Annotated in this window: 16 protein-coding genes; 6 read left to right on the top strand and 10 right to left on the bottom strand. The window is 63.3% G+C overall.

Going from position 1 to position 17,452, the window contains the following annotated elements; translation table 11 throughout:
- Positions 1–43: 43 nt before the first annotated feature.
- Positions 44–652 carry a hypothetical protein gene (locus NKI72_RS06235; RefSeq protein WP_352831695.1) on the top strand — a complete coding sequence of 203 codons (609 nt, stop codon included), beginning with the start codon at positions 44–46 and terminating at the stop codon, positions 650–652.
- A gap of 267 nt (positions 653–919) precedes the next feature.
- Here NKI72_RS06235 and ssuD read toward each other — a convergent pair whose 3' ends face one another.
- The 10 genes from ssuD to NKI72_RS06185 all read right to left on the bottom strand — a co-directional run bounded on the left by ssuD (position 920) and on the right by NKI72_RS06185 (position 10,731).
- Positions 920–2,068, bottom strand: a complete 1,149-nt coding sequence (ssuD, locus tag NKI72_RS06230; RefSeq protein WP_352831693.1) for an FMNH2-dependent alkanesulfonate monooxygenase — start codon at positions 2,066–2,068, stop codon at positions 920–922.
- A gap of 42 nt (positions 2,069–2,110) precedes the next feature.
- The gene (locus NKI72_RS06225; RefSeq protein WP_352542466.1) at positions 2,111–2,959 is read right to left on the bottom strand and encodes an ABC transporter permease subunit; all 849 of its coding nucleotides are present in this window, start codon (positions 2,957–2,959) and stop codon (positions 2,111–2,113) included.
- Positions 2,956–3,750 carry a taurine ABC transporter ATP-binding protein gene (locus NKI72_RS06220; protein WP_352471351.1) on the bottom strand — a complete coding sequence of 265 codons (795 nt, stop codon included), beginning with the start codon at positions 3,748–3,750 and terminating at the stop codon, positions 2,956–2,958. Before NKI72_RS06220 ends, NKI72_RS06225 begins: the two co-directional genes overlap by 4 nt.
- 69 nt (positions 3,751–3,819) lie before the next feature.
- Positions 3,820–4,827 (bottom strand): taurine ABC transporter substrate-binding protein, encoded by a 1,008-nt coding sequence (gene tauA / locus NKI72_RS06215; protein ID WP_352471352.1) that lies wholly within the window; start codon positions 4,825–4,827, stop codon positions 3,820–3,822.
- Positions 4,828–5,081: 254 nt separating this feature from the next.
- Positions 5,082–5,672: an FMN reductase gene (msuE, locus tag NKI72_RS06210; RefSeq protein WP_352471353.1), complete on the bottom strand. Its 591-nt coding sequence runs from the start codon at positions 5,670–5,672 to the stop codon at positions 5,082–5,084.
- Between the two features lie 73 nt (positions 5,673–5,745).
- Entirely contained in the window at positions 5,746–6,801 is a 1,056-nt protein-coding gene (locus tag NKI72_RS06205; RefSeq protein ID WP_352471354.1) for an aldo/keto reductase, read from the bottom strand.
- A 19-nt stretch (positions 6,802–6,820) separates the two neighbouring features.
- Positions 6,821–7,768, bottom strand: coding sequence for an ABC transporter ATP-binding protein (locus tag NKI72_RS06200; RefSeq protein ID WP_352471355.1), 948 nt, complete (start codon positions 7,766–7,768; stop codon positions 6,821–6,823).
- The gene (locus NKI72_RS06195) at positions 7,746–8,744 is read right to left on the bottom strand and encodes an ABC transporter ATP-binding protein (RefSeq protein WP_352471356.1); all 999 of its coding nucleotides are present in this window, start codon (positions 8,742–8,744) and stop codon (positions 7,746–7,748) included. Before NKI72_RS06195 ends, NKI72_RS06200 begins: the two co-directional genes overlap by 23 nt.
- Before the next feature lie 2 nt (positions 8,745–8,746).
- A complete protein-coding gene (locus tag NKI72_RS06190) occupies positions 8,747–9,745 on the bottom strand; it encodes an ABC transporter permease (protein ID WP_352471358.1) in 999 nt (332 codons plus the stop codon).
- Entirely contained in the window at positions 9,745–10,731 is a 987-nt protein-coding gene (locus NKI72_RS06185) for an ABC transporter permease (RefSeq protein ID WP_352449708.1), read from the bottom strand. The genes NKI72_RS06190 and NKI72_RS06185 overlap by 1 nt, the downstream gene beginning before the upstream one ends.
- Positions 10,732–11,045: 314 nt before the next feature.
- On the opposite strand from NKI72_RS06185, the gene NKI72_RS06180 reads away from it, so the two are divergent.
- The 5 genes from NKI72_RS06180 to NKI72_RS06160 are packed head-to-tail and all read left to right on the top strand — an operon-like array spanning position 11,046 to position 17,451.
- Positions 11,046–12,656, top strand: a complete 1,611-nt coding sequence (locus NKI72_RS06180) for an ABC transporter substrate-binding protein (protein ID WP_352540160.1) — start codon at positions 11,046–11,048, stop codon at positions 12,654–12,656.
- A gap of 59 nt (positions 12,657–12,715) precedes the next feature.
- Positions 12,716–13,900 (top strand): LLM class flavin-dependent oxidoreductase, encoded by a 1,185-nt coding sequence (locus tag NKI72_RS06175; RefSeq protein WP_352471360.1) that lies wholly within the window; start codon positions 12,716–12,718, stop codon positions 13,898–13,900.
- Between the two features lie 9 nt (positions 13,901–13,909).
- Positions 13,910–14,947: an ABC transporter substrate-binding protein gene (locus NKI72_RS06170; RefSeq protein ID WP_352820131.1), complete on the top strand. Its 1,038-nt coding sequence runs from the start codon at positions 13,910–13,912 to the stop codon at positions 14,945–14,947.
- A gap of 18 nt (positions 14,948–14,965) precedes the next feature.
- A complete protein-coding gene (locus tag NKI72_RS06165) occupies positions 14,966–16,183 on the top strand; it encodes an acyl-CoA dehydrogenase family protein (protein ID WP_352820148.1) in 1,218 nt (405 codons plus the stop codon).
- A 5-nt stretch (positions 16,184–16,188) separates the two neighbouring features.
- Positions 16,189–17,451, top strand: coding sequence for an FAD-dependent oxidoreductase (locus NKI72_RS06160; protein WP_352616956.1), 1,263 nt, complete (start codon positions 16,189–16,191; stop codon positions 17,449–17,451).
- Position 17,452 lies beyond the last annotated feature (1 nt).

Raw genomic sequence — 17,452 nt, 5'->3', positions numbered from 1 at the left:
CTCGGTCCTGCACGGCCAGAAGAAAAAAATCTGGGAGGAATGCATGATGAAAACAACTCACCTCAGGCGTGTCGGTATCCTCACCTTGGCAGGTCTCGTTGGCGCGTGTCTGAACGCCGCCACGCCTCGGGCGGCCGAACCCGACAAAGCCGAGATCGATGCCCTGCGTAAATCGCTGTCCAGGTATGAAGACTACAAGGTTGCCATTCGCGAGCTTTATCTATCGACGGTAGGATGCGTCTTCTACAGCGGTGAAAAGGTAGAGGGGGCGATGGACTACCCGAAGGGCGCGATGGGCATCCATTTCGTCAACGTCACGACTGTCGGCCCGACCGCGGATCCGACGCGCCCCAATGTGCTGATCTATGAGCCGGTCGGCGGCGAATTGCGCCTGGTCGGCGCGGAATGGCTCGTGCCCTTGACGCCCGACACCAAGGAGCCGCCGAAGCTCTTCGGCCAGACATTCCAGGGGCCGATGGAGGGGCATTATCCGCTCATCCCGAAGGAGTTCCACCACTACGACCTTCACGCCTGGCTGTTCAAGGACAACCCGCTCGGAATGTTCAGCCCGACGAACCCGGACGTGAAATGCGACAATTATGCGTTCCCGATGCCGGAGCAGCCCACCAAGATGGTGCCGGGGCCGATGTGAGCGACCTCGTTACCGCCTGAGGCTGTCGGAGGGACCGGCCGCGGCCTCAATAGCAGTTATCCCAGGAGGGCTCCTGGGATAACGCCAGCCGAGCTCGCTTGAGCGGCCGGATATGGCCTATCCTAACTTTATCCGGCGGTTAGCCAGGACGCTCGTTGCTCTCGGTCGATTCCCGAAAGCCATGTCATTGGACCTGGCCGCAGCCTCGCTCCGATCGCCGTCGCGAAGCGAAAGGACATCGCTCTGGCCAACGCTGTCGGCAGGTCGTCACGAAGCGGACGCGGTGACTTTGGGGCGTCCGAACTCGACGTCCCAGCTGCGCTCCTGGGGTGCGGCTTCGCCATTCAGGCCGAGTTTGGGGAAAAGCAATTCAGCGACGTTGAACGCCTCTTCCAGATGCGGATAGCCGGACGCGATGATGGTTTCGATGCCGATCTCCTGATACTCGCGAATGCGCGCGGCAACATTGTCGGGATTGCCGACCAGGGCCGTTCCCGCACCGCCACGCACCAGCCCCGGTCCCGCCCACAGGTTCGGGCCGACGATCAGCCGGTCGCGGCGGCCCTGATGCAGCGCCGACATGCGCTTTTGGCCGACGGATTCCGAAATATGGACAAATCCCTTCTGGGCTTCGGCGATCAGGTCGTCGGTGACGTGGCTGATCAGCCGGTCGGCCGCCGCCCACGCCTCATCCTCCGTTTCGCGTACGATCAGGTGAATGCGAAGGCCGAAGCGGATCGTTCGGCCTTGCGCCGCTGCTGCCTGTCTGACGCGGCCGATCTTTTCGGCAAGCTGGTCCACCGGTTCACCCCAGCTCAGATAGGTGTCCACGTGCTTGGCGGCGATCGCGATGCCGGCATCCGAAGAGCCTCCGAACCAGAGTGGCGGATGCGGCCGCTGAACCGGCGGGAAGGAAATGTCGATGCCGTGGGCGGAAAGATATTTGCCGTCGAAATCCGCCGGCTCACCCGAAAGGATCCGCCGCCAGATCGTCAGGAACTCGTCGGTCTGTGCATAGCGCTCGTCATGACTGAGCTTGTTGCCGTCGCCGGCGAGATCGGCCGGGTCGGCTCCAGTGACGACATTGAGCAGGACACGACCACCGGAAATGCGGTCCAGAGTGGCCGCATGACGCGCAAACAGCGCCGGTGTTCCGCTGCCCGGCCGAAGTGCCACGAGGAACCTCAGCCGTTCGGTGAGCGGGATCAGCCCGGCCGCCACGATCCAGGCGTCTTCGCAACGCGTTCCTGTCGGCAGGAGCACGCCCTTGAAGCCAAGCCGGTCCGCAGCCTGGGCGATCTCCCTGAGATAGCCGAAGGTTGCCGGGCGGTGCCGCTCGTCCGTGCCGAGATACGGTCCATCGCCATGGGTCGGCAGATACCAGTAGAGGTCGAGCGGACGGGTGTTGCTGGACATCGGATTGTTTCCTTCAGCGATTGCGGAATGTCTAGGCAAGCGTCAGATCTTGCCCTTCCAGGGGATGAGGCGATGCTCCAGCCAGCGCATGCCGCTGGTAAAGGCGAAGGCAAGGATGGCGATGACGATGAGGCCGACGAAGACGACGTCGGTGGCGAGGAAATTGGCCGCCGACATGATCATGTAGCCGAGGCCCGACTGGGCCGCGATCAGCTCGGCCGCTACCAGCGTGGACAATCCGGCGCCGATGGCAATCTTCAGGCCGGTCATGATTTCCGGCAACGCGGACGGCAGGATGATGCTGGTGAAAAGTTGCAGCCGGCTCGCACCGAGCGACAGCGCGGCATTGATGCGTTCGGCCGGCACCGACCGGACGCCGGCCTGTGCGGCAAAACAGATCGGGGCGAAGGTCGACAGCGACAGGAGCACGATCTTGGACGTTTCGCCGATGCCCAGCCAGATGATCAGCAGCGGCAGGTAGGCCAGAGGCGGCAGACCCCAGTAGAGATCGATCGGAACGCTGAAAATGCCCTTGACCCAGCGATTGAGTCCCATCAGCAGGCCGAGCGGAATGCCCAGGAAAATGCCGACACCGAGCGCCGCGGCGATGCGGCCGAGGCTGGCGAGTGTGTGCTCGAGGAGCGTACCGTTGGCATAGCCATCGGCCCAGACGGCGCTGAACTGGGTCAGTACCTCGGCGGGCGACGGCAGGAACAGCGGCGACGCCCAGCCGAAGCGCGTGGCCAAAAACCACAAGGCGATGAGCGACGCCAGGGTGACCAGGCTGATGCCGAGCGTGCTTGTCGAAGCGGACCGGCGCGTCTTGGGAGACGGCGCGCGCTGAGCTATCGAAGACGAAAAAGAGGTTCCGGAATTGGCGGCGAGCGTCATTGCAAGGTTCCTGTGCGGGCGCCTTCCGGCTGGTGGATGAGCGAGCGGATTTCCTGCCGCAGTTCGATGAAACGCGGGTGGGACTGGATCGGCCCGATGTCGCCGCTCTCAGCGAAGTCGCGAACGAAGTCGGCGTCGAACCGGGCAACGATGCGGCCTGGTCGAGGCGACATCACAACGATGGTGGTGCCGAGCGTGAGGGCTTCCTCGATCGAATGGGTAATGAACAGGATCTGCTTGCCGGTCTTGGCCCAGACCGAGGCCAGAAGCTGCTGCATCGTCTCGCGCGTCAGGCTGTCGAGGGCGCCGAACGGCTCGTCCATCAGCAGGATCTTCGGATCGGTGGCCAGCGCCCGCGCGATGCCGACTCGCTGGCGCATGCCGCCGGACAGTTCATAGGGCGGCTTTTCGGCGAAATCGGCGAGCCCGACCAGTTCCAGCAGACGCCTCGATCGCTCATGGCGTTCGCCGCGCCGCACGCCTCGGTATTTCAGGCCGAGAGCGACATTGTCCAGCACATTGGCCCAGGGCAGCAAGGTATCTTTCTGGAAGACGACGCCACGATCGCCGCCGGGCGCGACAATTTCTTTTCCGTCCAGTGTGATCGTGCCTTCGGTGAGCGGCAGGAAGCCGGCGATCGCGTTGAGCAATGTCGACTTGCCGCATCCGGAAGCACCAACCGCGACAACGATGGAATCTGGAGCGATATCGAGCGAGACGTGATCAAGCGCGTGTACGTCCTGGCCATCCGAGGCCGGAAAGGTCACGCTGGCATCGCGGATCCGAAGCATGGTGGGCCTCCAAGCAGTCTGGCTGGCGAGAATTCCGCCAGCCAGAACCTGAATTTCGTCAGGTGATTTCTAGTTCGAGGCCTTGGCAGCGTCTGCGTATTCCGGATCGGCGAACGCGGCGTAGCTGTCCTTGATGGCGGTGATCTTGTGCTGGTCCTTCAGGAAGCCTGCGGTGTCCTTGAGGATTTTCGCAACGGCGCTCTTGTCGCCACCGCCCAGCCATTTGTCGGACACCTGCTCGTCGAGCGGCGGAACCACAGTCGTCTTCAACTGCTCCGAATTCTCGGCCGCCGTGCCGCCCTGCAATTTGGCGATCAGCTTGGCGCTCTCTGAGTCCGGTCCCCATGCGGCCGGGTTGCTCAGGTAGGCGGTGTTGTAGCCGTCGATCAGCCGGACATACTGGCCGAGGAAGTCGGGATTGGCCTTGGCGAACTCGCCGGTCACGACCAGCGCGCTGAAGGTCGGCGCGCCACGGTCGGCGACCTGGCCGGCTGTGAGCAGAACCTTGCCGTCCTTTTTGAGTTCAGAGAGTGCCGGATCCCAGACGAAGGCCCCGTCAATGTCGCCGCGCTTCCAGGCAGCGACGATTTCGGGCTGCGGAATGGCGATGACCTGGGTTTCTTTCTCCGAAATGCCTTCCTGCTTGAGGACGGCGAGAAGCTGGTAATGGTCCGTCGATACTGGCGCGGCCGCGAGCTTCTTGCCCCGCAGGTCGGCCGGCGACTTGATATCGGGCCGCACCACCAGGGCTTCTCCGTCACGGGAGACCGAGGAGATGTAGAAGGCCTTCACGTCGATGCCCCTGCTGACGGCTGCGGCGAACGGGCTTGATCCGACATCGCCGATCTGGACGTCGCCGGATGCGATGGCAGCAAAGATGTCAGCACCGGAATTGAAGCGGCGGTATTCGATGTTCCAGCCGGTTTTCTTGGCAAGATCGCCGTTGGCAATACCGAGGTTGTAGGGATTGGCACCGGTCTGGTAGGCGATGACGACTTTCTTGTCGTCGGCATGCGCTGCAGCGGATGTGGCCGCTATGGCAAGCCCGACAAGGGCGGCGGAAATAAGTTTTCGCATGGAGCCTTAATCCTTTTGAACAGAGGGCAAACCCCTCGACCGCCCTATTCAAAGAGCGTTGGATTAAAGTCCACTGATATTATAGACTTAGATAGCAATGGAATTCTTAAAATCAGCTCGCGCTTAAAAAAGAATTCGGATTTAGACGGCACCCTGTCGCCCGCGGGATTATTCAGGCGCAAAATGCGGAGTGCTTACGGGCCGCGCCTTGGCCATATATCGCCTATCAGGCACTTGCCTTGGCACTTTATCCGTCAGCCCGAAGCCGCCCGGACCGGTTGGCTCTTCGGCTGGCGCGCTGAAAGCAGGGCAACGAATTGATCCACGGCCTGCCCGGCCCGCGCCAGAACCAGCGAATCTACGAGCTTGCCGTCGGCAAAGTCGCTGTCACTGCCATAGACGGCGCTCGGCACCGTCAGGGCGGAGTAAAAGCCAAACAGCGGGCGAAGCTGATGTTCGACTACCAGCGCGTGGCGCTGGCCACCACCCGTCGCGCCGATCAGGACCGGCCGGTCGACGAGCGCCAGTGGATCGATGAGGTCGAACAGATGCTTGAACAGGCCAGCATAGGAGCCGTTGTAGACCGGCGTCGTGACGATCAGCGCGTCGGCCTGTTCGACCGCGTTTACCACATTCAGCGCCTCCGGCGTCAATTCCCTTCGCGTAAACGCAGCACCCAGACCACGGCCGGCATCGACAAGATCGAGGAAATTTACTGTGACAGACAATCTTTCGCGCAGCGCCTCGCCGAGATGATGCGCCAGCGTCCGCGACTTCGACGGCCTGTGGGTGTTGCCCGAAAGCACGACGATGTTCTGGCGCAGCCGTTCGACGTGGAAATTCATGGGCTCTCTCATCTGTCCAAAGCAATTGGAAACGCGGGCGGGGCCGCCGGCCCCGCCATTTCGTCGGCGACCGTCAGGCGGCGCGCAGAGGCCGTGTCAGCGGGATCGGCGCGGCCGGCTCCGAACGCGGCACGCGGCCTTCGACCGGATGGCTCGGATCATTGAACCCATGCGTTGAGGCATGACCGGCAGTGACGAGGCGGTCGACAAAGGCCTCGTCCTCGGCGCTCAGCCTGAAGTCCAATGCCTTCGCATAGCTGTCCCACTGTTCCTCGGTACGCGGGCCGGCGATCGCCGCCGTGATCAGCCGGTTGTTCAACACCCAGGCCAGCGCGAAATCGGCGGCCGAGACGCCGCGTGACTTTGCGTGCGCCGCGATCTGCCTGGCGATCTCGATCGATTCCGGGCGCCACTCGGTCTCGGCGATGCGCTTGTCGCCACGGCCGGCCCGCGTGTCGGCGGCAGGCGCCTGGTTCGGCTCGTATTTGCCGGTCAGCACGCCGCGCGCCAGCGGGCTGTAGGAGACGACGCCAAGACCGTAGTAGGCGGCCGCCGGCAGCTGTTCGGCCTCGGCGGTGCGGTTGACGATGTTATAGAGCGGCTGGCTGGCTACCGGCCGGTCGATGCCGAGTTCATCGGCCAGATGCGCGACTTCGGCGATGCGCCAGCCACGAAAGTTGGAGACGCCGAAATAGCGCAGCTTGCCCTGGCGGATCAGGTCGGCGATCGCCCGCACCGGCTCTTCCAGCGGCGCATCGAAGACGGCGCGGTGGAAGTAGAACAGGTCGATATAGTCTGTTCCCAGGCGCCGCAGGCTGTTCTCGACCGTCTGGATCACCCATTTGCGCGAATGGCCGCCGAGATTAGGCCCCTTGTCATGCGAGTTGACGAACTTGGTCGCCACGACCCAATGATCGCGCGTCACCTTGATACCGCGACCGACGACTTCCTCGGACTTGCCGTTGTGGTAGACGTCGGCGGTGTCGATGAAGTTGATGCCTTGCTCGCGCGCCTTGTCGATGATGCGATGCGCGACCGTCTCCTCGGTCGGCCCGCCGAACATCATCGTGCCCAGGCTGAGCGGCGAAACCTTCAGGGCGCTGCGGCCAAGATAGCGGTAGTCGGACATTTTTCTGCTCCGTTGAATTTCAGTTGATGGTTGGTTCGGCGTAGTGGCAGGCGACATGGTGTCCCGGCGCGATCGCTCGGAACGCCGGTTCCTGCGAACGGCACAGATCGGTCGCCAGCGGGCAGCGGGTATGGAAACGGCAGCCGCTGGGGATGTTCTGCGGGCTTGGCAGATCGCCATGGATCGGCGCGGCCTGACGTCGGCGCGCCGGGTCCGGCACGGCATCCATCAGCGCGCGCGTGTAGGGATGCTTTGGCGAGGTCCACAGCGCCGCATTGTCGGCGCTTTCGACAATGCGTCCGAGATACATCACCAGCACCCGGTCGGCGAAATAGCGAACGACTGATAGATCGTGCGAAATGAAGAGATAGGACAGGCCGAGCTGACGTTTCATGTCGACCAGCAGGTTCAGAATCTGCGCCTGGATCGAAAGGTCGAGCGCCGACACCGGCTCGTCGCACACAACCAGTTCCGGATTGAGGATCAGCGCCCGGGCGATGCCGATGCGCTGGCGTTGCCCGCCGGAAAATTCATGCGGGTAGCGGCCAAGCGAATCCCTCGGCAGACCGACACGCTCGATGATGTCCTCGACGATGGTGCGCCGCTCGGCCGTGTTGCCGATGCCATGGACCTTCAGTGGTGCTGTCAGGATGTCGCCGATCGTGTGGCGCGGATTGAGCGATGCGAACGGATCCTGGAAGATCATCTGGATATTACGGCGCGCCGCCTTCAGCCGGCGCGTGTCGAGAACGGTGATGTCGGTGCCGTTGAACTCGATCCTGCCGCTAGTCGGGTCGACCAGCCGCATGATGGTCTTGCCTAGCGTCGATTTTCCGCAACCGCTTTCGCCGACGAGACCAACCGTCTCGCCGCGTCCGACTTCGAGGGATACGCCATCGACGGCGCGCAGCGTGCCGCCCTGGGCGTGGAAATGGGTGGAAAGGTCAGAGACCGAGAGCAGCGCCATGCGCAACCTCCGGAATGAAGCTGTAGGGGCAGGCGACTAGACGATCCTCGCTCACCTCGACGAGGTCGGGTACGAAATGGGCGCAGCTGTCGCGCGCCACCGCGCAGCGCGGGCGGAACGGGCAGCCCTTTTCGCCGGCGGCCGAGACGATACTGCCGGGAATCTCCGTCAGCCTGGCGTCGCGGTAGTGGAGATTGGTCTTCAGCCGCGGCGACGCCGCCAGCAGGCCGCGCGTATAGGGGTGAAGGGGTGTTCTGAACAGTGCGTCCGGCAGCGCCTGTTCAACCTTGCGGCCGGCATACATGACGACGACCTTGTCGGCCCATTGTGCCACGACACCAAGATCGTGGGTGATGAGCATGACAGCCATCGACAGTTCGCGGCGCAGCGTATCGAGCAGGTCGAGCACCTGCGCCTGGATGGTCACGTCGAGCGCCGTCGTCGGTTCGTCGGCAATCAGCAGGCGCGGCCGGCAGGCGACGGCGATGGCAATCATGATGCGCTGGCGCATGCCGCCGGAAAGCTGGTGCGGATAGTCATCGATGCGCCGCTGCGGATCGGGAATGCGAACCAGATTGAGAAGCTCGATGGCACGGTTCCGCGCTGCCTTGCCGCGTATGCCTTCGTGCAGCGTCAGCACCTCGGTGATCTGCCGGCCGATGGTCAGCACCGGATTGAGCGACGTCATCGGCTCCTGGAAGATCATGGCGATCTCGCGTCCGCGCAGGCTCCGCATAGCCTTCTGGTCGAGACCAAGCAGATCCTTGCCGGCGAATTCGATCCTGCCATTGGGTATTTTCGCCGAGCGCGGCAGAAGCTGCATCAGGGCGAGCGCGGTCAGCGACTTGCCGGAGCCTGATTCACCAACGATCGCCAGCGTCTCGCCCTCACCGACCTCGAAGCTCAGCCGGCTGACCGGCTCGGCGGTCGGGAAGCGAACCGTCAGATTGTCGATCCTGAGCAAAGGAGCCGCCATCTCTATCGCTCCTGTGAGAAGCGCGGGTTGAGCGCGTCGTTGAGGCCGTCACCGATCAGGTTCAGCGCCAGCACGGTAAAGACGATCGCCAATCCCGGAAGCGCTGTCAGATACCAAGCGGTGCGGATCAATTCCCTGCCCGCTCCGATCATCGAGCCCCAGCTGACGACGTTGGGATCGCCGAGGCCCATGAAGGACAGCGCCGATTCCATCAGGATCGCGGTCGCCACCATCACCGACGAGGTCACGATCAACGGCGGCAGCGCATTGGGCAGGATCTCGCGGAAGATAATGCGGACATGGCCGTAGCCGAGGCTGCGGGCGGCCATGACGAAATCCTTCTCGCGGATGGCCCGGAACTCGGCGCGGGTCAACCGCGCCACCGTCGGCCAGGTGATGACGGCGATCGCCACTGTCACGACAGGCGCGGTCGGCTGCGCGATCGCCACCATGACGACCAGCAGCACGAAGCTCGGTATGGTCTGAAAGATCTCGATCAGGCGCACCAGCAGGTCGTCGATCCAGCCGCCGAAGTAGCCGGCGGCGGCGCCGACCAGGATGCCGAAGCTGAGGCCGAGCGCGGTCGCCACCAGGCCGACGAACAGCGAAATCCGTGCGCCATGCAGAATGCCCGAAAGCACATCGCGGCCCATGGAGTCCGTGCCCAGTGGGAAGGCTGGGTTCTGGCCCGGCCACAGGAAGGGCCGCGCCACCATCGATAGCGGATCGGCCGGATAGAGGACTGGTGCCAGCAGTGCGGCCAGCACGACCAGTGACAGGAACACAACGCCGAACATGGCGTTGGGATTGCGCAGGAAAACCTTCAGCGCACGCCCGCCAGCGGCTATCGGCACCGACGCTGCCGAAGCGGAGCGTGCGTCGGGCGCGTGGAGATTGCTCCAACTCTTTGCCTCGGGTTCAGGCGGTGCCGCGGGCCCGCGGGCATCGGCATGGAGACGGCGGGAACGGGCATCGCCCGCGGCGAAATCGGTGGAAGCCATCAGCGTACTCCGATGCGGGGATCGAGCCAGGCGTGCAGAAGATCGACGGTCGCGTTGGCGATGATCACCAGCAGCGACGACAACAGAAGGATGCCGAGCAGCACGGTGAAATCGCGGCCCATGACCGCTTCGAAGGCGAGACGCCCGAGGCCGGGCCAGGAATAGACAGTCTCGACAACCACGGCGCCGCCGAGCATGCCGCCGACATGCATGCCGGCCATGGTGGTAATGGGGATCAGCGCGTTGCGCAGGACATGGCGAATGGTGATGATGGCCGGCGGCAGGCCCTTGGCTGCGGCGGTGCGCACGTAGTCCTGCGACTGGACCTCCAGCATCGCCGCTCGTGTCAGCCGCGCATAGATCGCCACGTAGAACAGCGCCAGCGACAGTGCCGGCAGGATCATGTAGCGCGCCCTGTCCCAGAGCCCGGCAAGGCCGGTCAGGTTGCTGCCGATGGTTCCCGAGCCGCCGCTCGGCAGCCAGCCGAGCTTGACCGAAAACAGCACGATCAGCATCAAGCCGATCCAGAAACCCGGGATTGAATAGAACAGCAGCGAAATAACGGAGAGCACACGATCCGGCAGGCGCCCGGCAAACACCGCCATCACCGATCCAAGGGCGAGGCCGAGCACAATGGCGACGGCCAGAGCCACCGCCATCAGCACTAGCGTGCCGGGCAGCCGCTGGCCGATCAGGTCGGCGACCGGCATGCCGTAGCGCGGCGAAAAGCCGAGGCTGAAATGCGCCAGATTGTAGAGATAGTTGAACAGCTGGACGAGAAGCGGATTGTCGAGCCCGAAGCGCTGGCGAAGCGCCGCCATCGTTTCGACAGTGGCCGAGCCAGCCTCGCCGGCCATGACATCGGCGGCATCGCCGGGCGCGAGCTGCAGCAGGAAGAAGTTCAGGATGACGATGCCCAGAACGGTCGGCACCGCCTGGATGGCGGTGCGCCGGAAGGTTCTGCCAATGCGCGTCAGGGTCGACATCGTTTTCGCTATCCCGGCTGTGGCTGACGATGCGGGTTTGCTGTTTCCCGGAAAGTTCCGCGCTTTTTAGTTGACAAGATTTATAGACATTGTCAAACCTGATTTAAGAAATTTTATCCTGCAAATGGCTTCATTGCAGAATAGAATTTTATTTCATACTACAAACTTAGCTGTTTGAAGTATGAAATCTTAAGCGCGGGAGCAGGTCGGCCAAATCTTTTCGCAAACGGGCCCGCTCTTGGAACGACGGATTTTTAGCCTGGCGGCCGACGATCGGCCGATCGGGTCCGGCAGCAAAAAAGGACCAGGACGCTATGTCTCATTTCCTCAGTCCGAACCGCCGCAGGTTCCTCGGCATCTCGGCGGCCGCGCTCGGAGCGACCCTGTTGCCTGCATCGCGCAGCGCCTACGCCGCCGAGCCGAAACAGGGTGGAACGGCGACGCTGGTGCTCTCGGCTGAGCCGCCTGTGCTGACGACCATCGCCCACACGGCATTCAATTCGGTCTACGTCTCTGCAAAGACCACCGAGGGCCTGCTGACCTATGATTTCGATCTCACGCCGCGCCCATCCCTGGCCAGACAATGGTCAGTCAGTGGCGATGGGCTGCAATACACCTTCAAGCTGCGCGAAGGCGTGAAGTGGCATGATGGCCAGCCGTTCACCGCCGCCGACGTCGCCTATTCGATCACCACGATCAGAGAGGTTCATCCGCGCGGCCGCAACACCTTCCTCAACCTTGTAGACATCCAGACGCCGGATCCGCTGACCGTAGCGCTGGTTCTGTCGAGGCCGGCGCCTTACTTGATCACGGCCCTGGCTGCGGCCGAAACGCCAATCGTGCCGAAGCACCTCTATGACGGCACAAAGGCAGCCGAAAATCCGGTCAACGTCGCTCCGGTCGGCACCGGCCCGTTCGTCTTCAAAGAATGGGTGCGCGGCAGCCACATCGTTTACGAACGCAATCCTGACTACTGGGACGCACCGCGCCCCTATCTCGACCGGTTGATCGTGCGCTTCATCCCGGACGCTTCGGCGCGCGCGCTGGCGCTGGAGACCGGCGAGATCGATCTGGCGCCGGCAACGCCGATTCCGTACAGCGATTTGCAGCGTTTTGAGACGCTGCCGCATATCGGCTTCGAGAAGCAGGGCTACCAATATTCCAATGGCATCAGCCGGGTCGAATTCAACCTGGAGAAAGCCTATTTCCAGGATGTTCGCGTCCGCCGTGCCTTCGCCCATGTCATCGACCGCAACGTCATCCGCGAGACGATCAACTATGGCTATGGCGAAACCATTCCAGGCCCGATCAACCCCAATCTGAAGAAGTGGTTCGTCGCCGACCTGAAGACCTATCCGGTCGACACGGCCGCCGCCGATAAACTGCTCGATGAAGCAGGCTTGCCGCGCGACGCCAACGGTACCCGGCTCAAGCTTGTCCACGACTATGTCCCGAGCGGCGAAACCTACAAGCGCGGCGCCGATTACATCAAGCAGGCATTGGCCGCGGTCGGGATCGAGGTCACCGTGCGCAGCCAGGATTTCGCCACCTACACCAAGCGCATCTACACCGACCGCGACTTCGACTTCACCTTCAACGGCATGAGCAATCTGTTCGACCCGACGGTAGGCGTACAGCGCCTCTACTGGTCGAAAAATTTCAAACCCGGCGTGCCGTTCTCCAACGGTTCGAAATACAGCAATGCCAAGGTCGACGAACTTCTTGAAGCGGCCGCCGTCGAGGTCGACCACGAAAAGCGCTTCGAGCAATGGGCCGCGATCCAGCAGATCCTTGTCGAGGACCTGCCCGATATCGGCATCGTCAGCCAACCGGAAATCACCCTCTACAACAGGCGCATAGCCGGTCACACGGTGGGCGCCGAGGGCAATGCCGGCTCCCTCGCAACCGCCCATATCGTCGCCTGAGCCTGACCCGTGCGCGGTCCTTCGCACGGGTTCCCTTCCTCCACCCGAGAAAGTTCGCCATGACGCTCGCCCACAAGCCTGGTTCCATCGTCGGCACGCCCTTCTTCAAGGCGCCGACCGACTATCCGGACAGCCCGCTGTCGAAAGCGCTTCAGCAGCCGGTGCTGCTCGGGCTATTCTTGCCGATCCAGGCCGGTGGCTGGACCAACTCGACCTTGCCGCGCTCGACCGACTGGCGCTTCGACTACAATCGCGACCTGACGTTGAAGGCCGAGGAGCTTGGCTTCGACCTCGTCTTCGCGCTCAGCCAGTGGCTGCCCAAGGGCGGTTATGGCGGTGTCTTCAACGGCCAGGCGCTGGACAGTTTCGTCTCCGTCGCGGCCATGGCCGCGATCACCAAGAAGATCATGCTGATCTCGACCATGCATGTTCTCTACGGTCCCTGGCATCCGCTGCATCTGGCGAAATTCGGCGCCACGCTCGACCACATCTCCGGCGGCCGCTGGGGCATCAACGTCGTCACCGGCCATCGCGCCGTCGAACATGAAATGTTCGGCTGGAACCGCATCGAGCACGACCGCCGCTATGAACTCGCCGCCGAGTTCGTCGAAGTGCTGCAGCGACTGTGGCAGGACGACGAGAATTTCTCATTCTCCGGAGAATCGAGCTGGAAGCTCAATGGCGGCTTCGTCACGCCCAAGCCGAATTACGGCCGGCCGATCCTGGTCAATGCCACCGGCTCCGACGCCGGCATTTCCTTTGCCGGCCGCTATTCCGACATCGTCTTCGTCACCAGCCCGGCCGGCTCCGACATCGCCAGCGCGCTGGAAGCGCTGCCGGCGCATACGAAGAAGGTGAAGGACGCAGCCCTCGGCGTCGGCCGCACCGTGCGCACGCTGCTCAACCCGCTGGTCATCAGCAGGCCGACCGAGAAGGAGGCCTGGGCGGTCGCCGATGAGATCGTCGCTCATGCCGACAGCCGCACGCCGAAAGGCTTCCAGACCTTCAACAGCGATGCCCAGGCCTGGAAAGGACGCGAGGGCCGCGACGATCCCTACGCCAAGGTCGGCGGCAACATCTATCTCATCGGCACGCCCGAACAGATCGTCGACCAGTTCGTCAAGTTGAAGGACGCCGGCATTGACGGCCTGCAGCTGTCCTTCTTCGATTTCAAGCCTGACCTCGAATTCTTCGGCGAGAACATCCTGCCGCTGATGAAGCAGGCCGGCCTGCGCAACACCTAAGGAGCCATCATGACCGCGACTGCGATCTCCGAAATCTGGTACACACGCTGCCCGGTGCCGACGCCTGTCGGGCTCGCCGCACAGCTCGGGCTTCTCGACGAGACCTTTCGCAAGGAGGGGATCGAATTGAAGTCGATCATCGATTCGCCCAATCGCGACATCCGCCAGAGCCATTTCAACCATACGCTCGACTGGTCGTTCCGCCACGGCGGCAACGTGCCGCCGATCCGCGCGCGGTCCGAAGGGCGCAAGACGCGTCTCGTCGGCATCACCTGGACCGACGAATTCCAGGCAATCATCGCCCTGCCCGGTTCCGGCATCAGGACAATCCAGGACCTGAAAGGCCGTCGCTTCGGCATCGCCCGGCGCCCCGAGGGAATCGTCGACTTCATGCGAGCGACGGCGTTGAAGGGACTGGTCTCGGCGCTCTCGCTCGAGGGCCTTGGCTATGGCGACGTCGAGATCGTCGACATAGCGCTGGCCGACAGCGTGCTCGACGGCCAGGAAGGACCGTCGCTGTTCGGCCTCAAGCGCAAGCAGCCCTATGGCGAGGAAGCCGCAGCCCTGATCCGCGGCGAGGTCGACGCCATCTATGTCAAGGGCACGGCCGGCATCAATGTCGCCAATCTGATCGGCGCCATCCAGGTCGTGGAATTCGGCTTCCACCCCGACCCGAACATCCGCATCAATTCCGGTTCGCCGCGCGTGCTGACCGTCGATGAACTGCTGGCGGAACAACGCCCCGATCTGGTCGCGCGACTGATCGAGACCATCCTGCGCGCCAGTGCCTGGGCCGAGGCGCATCCGGAAGAGACGCAGCGCTTTGTTGCCCGCGAAGCCGGGGCCACCGAGGAACAGGTGCTGGCCGCCAATGGCCCGGATGTCCATAAGCATCTCGGCCTCGGACTGCAGCCTGAGCTCGTCGCAGCGGTTTCCCACTACAAGGATTTCCTGCGCGACTGGGGCTTCCTCGCCGGCGATTTCGACGTCGAGCACTGGGTCGATCGCCGGCCGCTCGATCTGGTGAACATTCGGGCCGCCGCCTGAGAGAAAGCCAACGTCATGATGTCGACAATTGCCGAGTTTCCGCAACTCCTCGAGAAAGTGGCCGGCCTCGCCGACGACTTCGCGCTGACCGCCGCGCATCACGACGCGACCGGGGAATTCCCATTCGCCAATTTCGACCGGCTTCACCAGGCGGGGCTGCTTGGCCTGGTCACGGCGCGCGAACATGGCGGCTTCGGTGGCGGGCTGACGGAAGCACAGGCGGTGATCGCCGAGATCGGTCGTGGCGAGCCGTCGACAGCGCTGGTGCTGGCCATGCACTACAACAGCCAGTATGCGATGCGGAAATCCGGAAAATGGCCGCGCCATCTGGTTCAGCGGATTGTCGAGGCCGGGCGCCTTGGCCCTGCCCTGATCAACGCCGCCCAGGCCGAGCCCCGGATCGGCTCGCCAGCTCATGGCAAGCCGCCCGAAACCATTGCCCGGCGGGACGGCAACGTCTGGCGGATATCCGGCCACAAGAACTACGTCACCGGCATTCCTATTCTGAAATGGGTGAACTTGCTGGCGCTGACCGACGAGCCGCAGCCGCGTCTGGCTTCATTCCTGGTGCCGACCGACGCGCCTGGATTTCGCGTCGAAAAGACATGGAACGCCGCCGGCATGCGGGCGACGGCCAGCGACGACATCATTCTGGATAATGTTGCGGTTCCTGCCGAAGACATCACCGAGGCGCAGCCGGCATCCGAGCCGCTGAGGCGCGAGGAAAGCGCGACGGCGTTCTTCTTTTCGCTGATCGGCGCTGTCTACCACGGTGCCGCCCGTGCTGCCCGTGACCGGCTGGTCTCCTTTGTCAGCACGCACGCGCCGGCAAGTCTTGGTGCGCCGCTGTCGACCGTGCCGCACATCCAGTCAGGGCTGGGCGACATAGAGGTTCGGCTTGCGAGCAGCGCGCGGCTGCTGCGTTCACTCGCCGAAGATGTCGACGCCGGCCGGCCTGTGGGCACCGACGGCATGACGGTCAGGCATGTCGTCATCGACAATGCCGTTGCCGTCACCTCGCTGGCGCTGGAGCTTGCCGGCAATCCAGGCCTTAACAGAGATTTCCAGCTTGAGCGCCACCACCGTGATGCGCTGACCGCCCGTTCCCACGCACCGCAGAACCACATGATCCGCACGATCGCCGCCAAGGCGACGCTCAGCCGCCATATCGCCCGGCAGTTGGCCGAGACGCCGGCTATTGCCGCGGGCAAGCCCAAGCTCGCGGCGGTCGGTTGAGCGCCATGACAACAGAACATGTCGAAGTCGCCATCATCGGCGGAGGCCCCGGCGGCCTGACACTGGCGCAAGGCCTGAAGAAGAACGGCATCAGTGTCGCGGTCTTCGAGAAGGACCGCGCCCGCACCGACTATGTCCAGGGTTTTCGTCTGCGCATCCGCCAGCGCGGCATCGATTCCCTGATCGCCAATTTGCCGCCGGAACTCTACGACGCTTTTGTCGCCACGCTCGGCCAGGCGCCGGATCGCAACATCCTGCTCGACGAGAATTTCAACATCCTGGGCGAGGATGCCTGGGGCGGCGGCAACGCGCCGGGCGAGGCCGACGACACGCATATCGAAAAATCGGTAAGCCGTATCACGCTGCGCCAGGTGCTGTTGTCCGGCCTCGACGGCATCATGCGCTATGGCAAGGTCTTCTCTCGCTACGACGAGCAGCCGGATGGTTCGGTCGTCGCGCATTTCGAGGACGGCTCGGCAATCCATGCCGACGTGCTGGTCGGTGCCGACGGCGCCCGCTCGCGGGTGCGCCAGCAACTGGTGCCGCATGCGCGAAGCTTCGACACCGGCGTCAGGCGTCTGGCCGGCAAGATGACGCTGCATGCCGCAGCCCTTCACCAGATCTCGCCGCTGCTACTCGACTACAATGCCGGCGTCAGGCCAACCGAAGGTCATGGGCTTATGGTCACCAGCCACAGGGTCAATGTCGACGCATTCCGAAAGCATGGACTGATCGGGCTGGACGACGCCACCCACAAGGATTTTTCCGGCTTCCATTTCAACAACACCACCAGCTATGTCTGGTGGAACACCGCCTATGAAAAGGACGAACTTGCCACAGACGACGCGCTGGCAAAGCTCTCCGGTTCAGAACTGATTGACCTGCTGATCTCGAAGATCGCCCACTGGCACCCGGAAATCCTCAACCTCATCCGCTACACCGACCCATCGACGGTGGCGCTGCTTCATGTCCACAGCTCCGAACCTGTCGATCCCTGGCCGACGAAACCGGTGACGCTGCTTGGCGATGCCATCCACGCCATGACCTATTTTCGCGCGCTTGGCGGCAACACCGCGATCTACGACGCCGGGCTGCTGGTGCCAGAGCTGGTGGCCGCCAAACGCGGCGACAAGCCGCTTCTCCAGGCGCTGTCGGAGTATGAGGCCAAGATGCTGGAGCACGGCGCCAAAGCCGTGCGGTCTTCGCTGACGGCGATGCAGAAGAACGTGCTGGCGGGCCGTCGCCGCCAATCGGAAGCCGCCGAATAGT

Source organism: Mesorhizobium sp. M0437 (assembly GCF_040321335.1).
In the GTDB taxonomy this organism is placed as follows: domain Bacteria; phylum Pseudomonadota; class Alphaproteobacteria; order Rhizobiales; family Rhizobiaceae; genus Mesorhizobium.
The sequence above is the reverse complement of the archived record's forward strand: the minus strand, read 5'-3'. Positions and strand labels throughout refer to the sequence as shown.